Below are 8689 nucleotides of genomic sequence, written 5' to 3'. Positions count from 1 at the left end.
GTTTTATTAAAGAGAAGAAACCGCAGGTTAGAGATAGCCTGCGGTTTTTTGTTTTTAGGGAAAATTTTAAAAGAGGTTGTCCTTGATAACGGTTAGAGCAAATAAATAGGGTGAATATACAATACTCTTATTTTTGTATAATTTTAATTAAAAAAAGTTTAAAGAAATGTTACAAAATAAATTTTTTTGTTCTATACTTGAACAAATTTAAGATGTAGGACAGATAGTAGTCAGTTGATTAAAAGGAAAAGTTAAGATGCTGTGATTTCTGCTATATTAGACAGTTTAGAATTTTGTATTACTAGGGAGAAACCTTATGTTTGGCTTTGATCCGACAACAACGACGTTTCTGATTTATATTATCGGAATGGTCTTAATTGGTTTTGTTGCTTATCGATTTACGAATAATTTATCGGACTATATTTTAGGCGGTCGTCGATTAGGTAGTTTTGTAACAGGGTTATCAGCAGGGGCATCAGATATGTCTGGCTGGTTATTAATGGGTTTACCTGGTGCGGTTTATGCGGCAGGTTTGGTTGAGGGCTGGATTGCAATTGGCTTGACCATAGGTGCTTACCTTAACTGGTTATTTGTAGCCGGTCGTTTGCGTATGCATACGGAATACAATGCGAATGCTTTAACTTTGCCTGACTATTTCCATCACCGTTTTGGCGATAACACAAAAATCCTCAAAATTGTGTCTGCTACTATTATTCTATTTTTCTTTGCCATTTACTGTGCTTCGGGCGTAGTCGCAGGGGCAAGATTATTTGAAAATTTATTTGGCGTGCCGTATGCCACAGCGTTATGGTATGGTGCATTAGCCACTATCATCTATACCTTTATTGGTGGTTTCTTAGCGGTAAGCTGGACGGATACTATTCAAGCTAGTCTGATGTTATTTGCTCTTTTCTTAACCCCTATTTTTGTGTTAATTCATTTAGGTGGCTTTGCGGATACGCATAATGTGATTATTGCTGCAGGGCAATATGTCGGTAAGGATTTTACTGATATATTCACAGGCACAACCTTTGTCGGTCTATTAAGTTTAGCTGCTTGGGGATTGGGTTATTTTGGTCAGCCACATATTTTAGCGCGTTTTATGGCTGCAGACAGTGTGAAATCAATGCCAAATGCTCGTCGTATTAGTATGACTTGGATGATTATCTGTTTATTTGGTGCGGTAGGGATCGGCTTCTTTGGGCAAGCCTACTTCTTCGCAAATCCTGAACAGGCGGCTGTGGTTAATCAAAATAATGAACAAGTCTTTATTGAATTATCTAAATTACTCTTTAATCCTTGGATTGTTGGGATTTTATTATCAGCAATTTTAGCAGCGGTAATGAGTACATTAAGTTGTCAGTTGTTGATCTGTTCAAGTGCGATTACAGAAGATTTCTATAAAGGTATGATTAGACCAAATGCAAGTCAAAAAGAGCTAGTTTGGTTAGGTCGTATGATGGTTCTTGTGATTTCAGTGATTGCGATTGCTATTGCCCAAGATCCAACAAGCCAAGTATTAAAATTAGTTGAAAATGCGTGGGCTGGTTTTGGCTGTGCTTTTGGACCTGTGGTTATTCTGTCGCTTTTCTGGAAGCGAATGAATGCAGCTGGCGCAATGGCTGGAATGTTAGTTGGGGCTTTAGTGGTAGTATTCTGGGATAAATTATTACCAGAGAGTGCTATCTATGAGATGATCCCTGGATTTATCCTTGCCTTTATCGCAATCATCGTGGTTTCTTTGATTACCCCTGCCCCTAAAGCAGAAATCGTGGAAACTTTTGATAAAGCTGAAAAAGCTTATGCAGATGCAATGAAATAATTTATCTAGAAACGGTTTGTCATTTGGCAAGCCGTTTTTTGCTTTTAACAAGCGGTGAGATTGCAGCGATGTTTTGCAATCATCTCAATAACAACAATGAAACGGGAGAAAAACAATGTCAGCCATATCTCATTATCATATTTTGCCTCAAGCTACCGCTATTCGTCCAACCTTAAGCGAACACTATCGTTGTGATGAAGAGCAACTCGTCAAACAACTTATTCCACAAGCTAGAGTAGATGAACACGCCGAAGGCATTAAAACGCTTACTAAAAAACTCGTTGAAAAAGTCAGAAATGCTCGTCAGAAAGCCAGTGGTGTTGATGCGTTGATGCACGAATTTTCTCTATCTAGTGAAGAAGGTGTTGCATTGATGTGTCTTGCTGAAGCGTTATTGCGTATTCCTGATAAAGCAACGGCAGATAAATTAATTCGTGACAAGATTGCCAAAGGTGATTGGCGTTCCCACGTTGGCAATAGCCCTTCTCTCTTTGTCAATGCGGCAGCGTGGGGGTTAGTTGTTACGGGTAAACTGGTGGCTACTCACAGTGAAAGTAGTCTATCCTCTTCACTTTCTCGCCTTATTCAGAAAGGTGGAGAACCGCTTATTCGTAAAGGGGTTGATGTAGCAATGCGTTTGTTAGGCAAACAATTTGTGACAGGGGAAACCATTCAGCAAGCGATTAAAAATGGAGAAAAGCGGTTCGCAATGGGCTATCGTTATAGTTACGATATGTTAGGTGAGGCTGCATTCACTGCAGAAGATGCTAAACGCTATTATGATGATTATGTAGCTTCTATTCACGCTGTGGGAGCGGTTTCTCGTGGTTTAGGAGTATATAAATCTTCTGGGGTATCGGTTAAGCTCTCGGCTATTCACCCTCGTTATAGTTTAGCTCAACACAAGCGGGTAGTTGATGAGCTTTATCCTCGTTTAAAAGATCTGTTTTTGTTAGCCAAACAGTACGACATCGGTTTGAACATTGATGCGGAAGAGGCTGATCGCCTTGAGCTTTCTTTAGATTTAATGGATCGTTTGATTGCTGATCCTGATCTAGCTGGCTTTGATGGTATCGGTTTTGTGGTTCAGGCGTATCAGAAACGTTGCCCTTATGTGATTGATTATTTGATTGAGAAAGCCCGTGCGAACCATCGTGAATTGATGATCCGTTTAGTGAAAGGGGCTTATTGGGATAGTGAAGTAAAACGCGCTCAAGCTGATGGTGCGGAAGGTTATCCAGTATTTTCTCGTAAAGTCCATACCGACTTAAACTATATCGTGTGTGCGAAAAAATTGTTATCTGCTCAAGATGTCATTTATCCACAATTTGCTACTCACAATGCTCAAACTCTTTCAACCATTTACCATTTAGCCCAAGGTAAGCACTTTGAGTTTCAATGTTTACACGGAATGGGGGAAACCTTGTATGATGAGGTGGTTGGCTCAAATAATCTGAATGTGCAATGCCGAATTTATGCCCCTGTGGGTTCTTATCAAACGCTCTTAGCATATTTGGTTCGCCGTTTGTTAGAAAATGGGGCGAACGGCTCGTTTGTGAACCAAATTGTCGATGAAAATCTTAGCATTGATGATTTAGCTTGTGATCCTGTCGCTAAAGCCCAAATAACCGCAGGCACAATGCACCCGAAAATTCCACTACCAGTTAAACTTTTTGCGGAGCAACGCCAAAATTCTAAAGGTTATGATTTAACCGATGCGATCCACTTAAAAACATTAGAGGCAGAATTAAATCAATTTGCAAGCCAACAATATCGTGCTGAACCGCAAATTGCAGGCGAAAAAACTGAAAATCTTCATTTTCGCCAAGTTTGCAACCCTGCAAATATCGCAGAAGTGGTTGGTGAAGTGATCGATGCTACGGAAAATGATGTGGCAAAAGCCTTTGCTGTTGCAGAACAATTTAAAGCTGAGTGGCAAAACACTTCCCCAGTAGTACGAGCTGAAGCACTTGAAAAAATGGCTGACTTGATGGAAGCCAATATGCCACAGCTCTTTGACTTAGCCGTACGAGAAGCAGGGAAAACCTTAAATAATGCGATTGCCGAAGTGCGTGAAGCGGTCGATTTCTGCCGTTATTATGCAAAAGAAGTGCGTCAAAACCCTGAAGACTATCGCAATCCGAGAGGCATTGTCGTTGCTATTAGCCCGTGGAATTTCCCACTTGCGATTTTTGTCGGCGAAGTTTCTTCTGCGTTGGTAGCTGGTAATGTGGTATTAGCCAAACCTGCAGAGCAAACCTCATTAATGGCATATTATGCCGTGAGTTTATTTCATCAAGCTGGTATTCCTGAGCAAGCCTTACAGTGCTTAACGGGGAGTGGAAAAGTGATCGGTTCTGCTTTAGTGAGTGATCCACGAGTGAATGGCGTGATTTTTACAGGTTCAACGGATACGGCTAAGAATATCAATCGCAATTTGCAAAAATCAGCCCATATCGTACCGCTTATCGCTGAAACAGGCGGACAAAATGCGATGATTGTCGATAGTTCTGCGTTAGCTGAACAAGTGGTTGCTGATGTTTTAAACTCAGCCTTTGATTCGGCAGGACAACGTTGTTCTGCATTGCGAGTGCTTTATTTGCAACGTGATGTTGCAGAGCATATCCTCACAATGCTCAAAGGGGCAATGGCAGAGTTAAAAGTCGGCAGACCGCAAAATCTTAATACGGACGTTGGTCCAGTGATTGATAAGGTAGCTCAAGAACGTTTGCTCAACCATATCGACGAAATGAAAAAAGTGGCGAAATCGTGCTATCAAGTTCCGATTGATCTCGAACTGGCTCAAACTGGCATTTTTGTACCACCGACGCTACTCGAAATTGAGCATATCAATCAATTAAAACACGAGGTATTTGGCCCTGTGCTACACGTTATCCGATTTGATGCGGATAATCTACCTCAAGTGATGGCAGACATTAACTCGACAGGTTTTGGCTTAACCAGTGGCTTACATAGCCGTATTGATGAAACCGTTGATTTATGGATTGAAAGTATTCACGCAGGCAATCTCTATGTCAATCGAAATACCGTAGGGGCAGTCGTCGGGGTTCAGCCATTTGGCGGAATGGGATTATCAGGAACAGGTCCGAAAGCTGGTGGTCCACTTTATCTACAACGCTTAGTTGATCGCCGTGAATGGACATTATCGGGTTTAGAAGGGGGCAAACCAGCCGACACTTCAGGCTTACTCTCAGGCATACAAGCGGTGCTTTCAGGCACAGAATTACAAAATGCCCAAGATCTTATTGCAAGCCTTTCTCGCCAGTCGCCATTAGGGAAAATCTTTAAAATGCAAGGGATTACAGGGGAAGTAAACTTTATGCAATTTGAAGCTCGTCCTGTTATTGCAATCGGCAATGGCTCACTAGAGCAACAAATTCAAGCCTTGACTGCCATCGTGGTATCGGGTAGCCGTGCTGTGGTACATTCTCACTCACCACTGGCTAAACAGGCTCAGCATTTTGCAGGCTTAGTGATTATTAGCAATGATTTCAACAGTTTAGCAAATTTAAGTAGCTTGATTGTGCTTGAACCGCTTTCATTGGAAGAAAAGGCTCACTATGCAGAACGCACAGGGGCAATTCTTACCTATGTTGAAAATCTTGACCTTGCTCTTTCATTATTCCCACTGCTACACGAAAAAGCAATCAGCATTAACACTGCCGCGGCGGGCGGAAATGCAAGTTTGATGAGTGAGATGGATTAATTTTTAAGGTAACTGGATAAGGGCTGAGGGAATAATAAGGTAAAGGACCAATAAGAGCATAATCCCACCACTTACAACCACTATATCTTGTGTTTCTAACTTTTAAAAACACAAGATATAGTTTTTTTAGCGAAACTGAATTTTTACAAAAAATTTTTTCTTTTAAAATCAATCACTAGGACGACACAATCAGGGATAGCCATTTGTCAAGATCTTGTAGAACGAAAAAATATCTCTAAAATACTCCCCATTGAATAATCAACCACGAAGCTCAAATCATTATGGCACGCAACATTTTTGAAAAACGCATTCAAATCAAACCTTATGAATACCCTGAATTACTTGAGTTTAAAGATGCAATTCGTCACTCGTACTGGTTGCATACCGAATTTAATTTTACGGGGGATATTCAAGATTACCGTACTAATATTAACGACCACGAACGTCACGTTTTAACCCGTGCAATGCTGGCTATTTCACAGGTGGAAGTAAATGTTAAACGTTTCTGGGGTGAGTTATATCGTTACTTCCCGAAACCAGAGATGGACGATGTGGGGGGAACTTTTGCGGAAAGTGAGGTTCGTCATAAAGATGCTTACTCTTTCTTGTTAGAAAAATTAGGCTTGAACGATATGTTTACGCAAATCACGGAAATTGAGCCGTTGATGAAACGTATTCGTTATATGGAAGATTTTATGCGAGAAAAAGATACAGGCAAAGGGCAGTTTGTGCTATCTCTTGTGCTGTTCTCGTTGTTCGTTGAGCATATTTCGTTGTTTGGTCAGTTCATTATTATGATGTCTTTCAACAAGCATAAAAATCTGTTTAAAGGGATCTCTAATGCAGTGGAAGCTACTTCAAAAGAAGAAGAAATTCACGGGCGTTTTGGTATTGCGTTATATGAAATTTTGCGTGATGAGCATAGTGAATTATTTACCCCTGAGTTTTTTGAAGAACTCAAAACCTTATCTCAACAAGCCTTTGAAGCTGAGAGAGGTATTTTAGACTGGATTTTTGAAGAGGGCGATTTAAGTTTTATTTCTCGTAAAACCGTCGAAAACTATATTATGAATCGCTATAACAATTCATTATCTATTTTAGGTTTAGAACCACCATACGATGTAGATCCTGATTTGTTAAAAGAAACAGAGTGGTTTGATATTGAAATCATTTCAACTAAAGAAACAGATTTCTTTAACAAACGTAGTACCGATTATAGTAAAAAAATGAAACAGATTACCGCCGATGACTTATTCTAATGATTATTATCAGCCAAAGTTGTTCCAACTTGGCTACACTAACGTAAACCGTCCTGATTTTGAGTGGTTGAATGATGACAGCCGTCTTTTCTTGCAACGTGGCTATTTGTTGGAAGGGACAACTGCTTTAGATCGTATTCGTTTTATTGCAGAACACGCAGAGCGTAAGCTAGGTATTGAAGGCTATGCAGACAAGTTCTACTACTATATGGGACGTGGCTATTTCTCGCTCTCTTCGCCAATTTGGTCAAACTTCGGTTTAGATCGTGGCCTACCGATTTCGTGCTTTGGTAGCTATATTGGCGATTCGATCCACGAAATTATGGTGACAACCGCTGAAGTGGGTATGATGAGTAAAATCGGTGGCGGTACATCAGCCTATTTTGGCGATATTCGTCCGCGTGGTAGCTTGATTAAAAATAACGGAAAATCAGACGGTTCATTTAACTTCAGTAAGTTGTTTGATACGGTGATCGATGTTATTTCACAAGGTACTTCTCGTAAAGGACAATTCGCAGGCTACATTGATATTGAACACGGCGACATTGATGAGTGGTTGGATATTCACACCGAAGGTAATCCAATTCAGTTAATGTACTATGGCGTATGTGTTGGACACGACTGGCTTGAGTCAATGAAAGCAGGTGATCCATACAAGCGACAACTTTGGGCGAAAATTTTGCAACGTAAAACAGAAACAGGCATTCCATATCTGTTCTTCAAAGACAATGCAAATGCTGGTCGTCCTGATGTGTATAAAGATAAAAATATGACGGTTCACGCTTCGAATTTGTGTACCGAAATTATGTTGCCGTCAAATAATGAAGAAAGTTTTGTTTGTTGTTTATCTTCAATGAATTTGCTCTATTTTGATGAGTGGAAAGATACCGATGCACCTGAAGTATTAACCTATTTCTTAGATGTGGTGATGTCGGAATTTATCGAGAAAAGTGAAAATATGCCATTCCTTGATCGTGCAAACCGCTTTGCTAAGCGTCACCGTGCATTAGGAATTGGTGTGTTAGGTTGGCATAGTTATTTACAAGCAAACAATATTGCTTTTGATAGCTTTGAAGCAATGCAAAAGAACAATATTATCTTTAAAACATTACAAGAGAAAACCCTTAAAGCTTCTAAAGAGTTAGCTCAACGCTTTGGTGAACCTGAATTGTTAAAAGGATATGGTCGCCGTAATACAACCTTGATGAGTATTGCTCCGACAAAATCAAGTAGCTTTATTTTAGGCAGTGTATCGCCATCGGTTGAACCGTTTAAGTCAAACTACTATGTTAAAGACTTAGCTAAGATTAAAACGGTTTATAAAAACCCATTCTTAGAGCAACTTCTTAAAGAAAAAGGGTTAGACACCGAAGAAATTTGGGATAGCATCTTATTGAACGATGGTTCTGTTCAGCATTTAACACAGCTCTCTGAACACGAAAAAGAGGTCTTTAAAACTTTCTCTGAAATCAGCCAGTTAAGCGTTATTCAGCAAGCGGCACAGCGTCAAAAATACATTGACCAAGGGCAAAGTATTAACATTATGGTGCACCCTGCTACCCCTGCTCGTGATTTAAACCAACTGTACTTAACGGCAGAAGAATTGGGCTTAAAATCAATTTACTACCAATACTCAATGAGTGCGGCACAAGTGTTTAACCGCAACTTGTTAAGTTGTAGTAGCTGTGAGGCATAGTCTCTTGTTAGAAAAGCGATCTTCGGGTCGCTTTTTTTATTTCATTTGATAACTTTTGATAGAAAAATCGCCATAAAATCGCTATACTTCACCGCTTTTCAGCAAGAGGAATTTGCAAACAAGCGGGTGTTTAACTGCTGATATTTGCAAAGGAATTATTTATCTTTTTCATTAAGAGGATTTGA

4 protein-coding genes are annotated in these 8689 nt (G+C 40.0%); all 4 read left to right on the top strand.

The window, feature by feature from the left end; all coding sequences use genetic code 11:
• Positions 1 to 316 precede the first annotated feature (316 nt).
• The 4 genes from putP to B0183_RS07460 all read left to right on the top strand — a co-directional run bounded on the left by putP (position 317) and on the right by B0183_RS07460 (position 8504).
• Positions 317 to 1822 (top strand): sodium/proline symporter PutP, encoded by a 1506-nt coding sequence (gene putP, locus B0183_RS07475; protein ID WP_021112833.1) that lies wholly within the window; start codon positions 317 to 319, stop codon positions 1820 to 1822.
• Between the two features lie 115 nt (positions 1823 to 1937).
• On the top strand, positions 1938 to 5549 hold the full coding sequence (putA, locus tag B0183_RS07470; protein ID WP_078208586.1) for a bifunctional proline dehydrogenase/L-glutamate gamma-semialdehyde dehydrogenase PutA: 3612 nt from the start codon (positions 1938 to 1940) through the stop codon (positions 5547 to 5549).
• Between the two features lie 281 nt (positions 5550 to 5830).
• Positions 5831 to 6808 (top strand): ribonucleotide-diphosphate reductase subunit beta, encoded by a 978-nt coding sequence (locus B0183_RS07465; RefSeq protein WP_062924036.1) that lies wholly within the window; start codon positions 5831 to 5833, stop codon positions 6806 to 6808.
• On the top strand, positions 6795 to 8504 hold the full coding sequence (locus B0183_RS07460; RefSeq protein ID WP_021111207.1) for a ribonucleoside-diphosphate reductase subunit alpha: 1710 nt from the start codon (positions 6795 to 6797) through the stop codon (positions 8502 to 8504). The genes B0183_RS07465 and B0183_RS07460 overlap by 14 nt, the downstream gene beginning before the upstream one ends.
• The last annotated feature ends 185 nt before the right edge of the window (positions 8505 to 8689 follow it).

This window comes from Glaesserella parasuis, assembly GCF_002015085.1.
Lineage (GTDB): Bacteria > Pseudomonadota > Gammaproteobacteria > Enterobacterales > Pasteurellaceae > Glaesserella > Glaesserella parasuis.
Note: the sequence above shows the minus strand (reverse complement) of the source record. Positions and strands in the feature narration are given on the sequence as shown.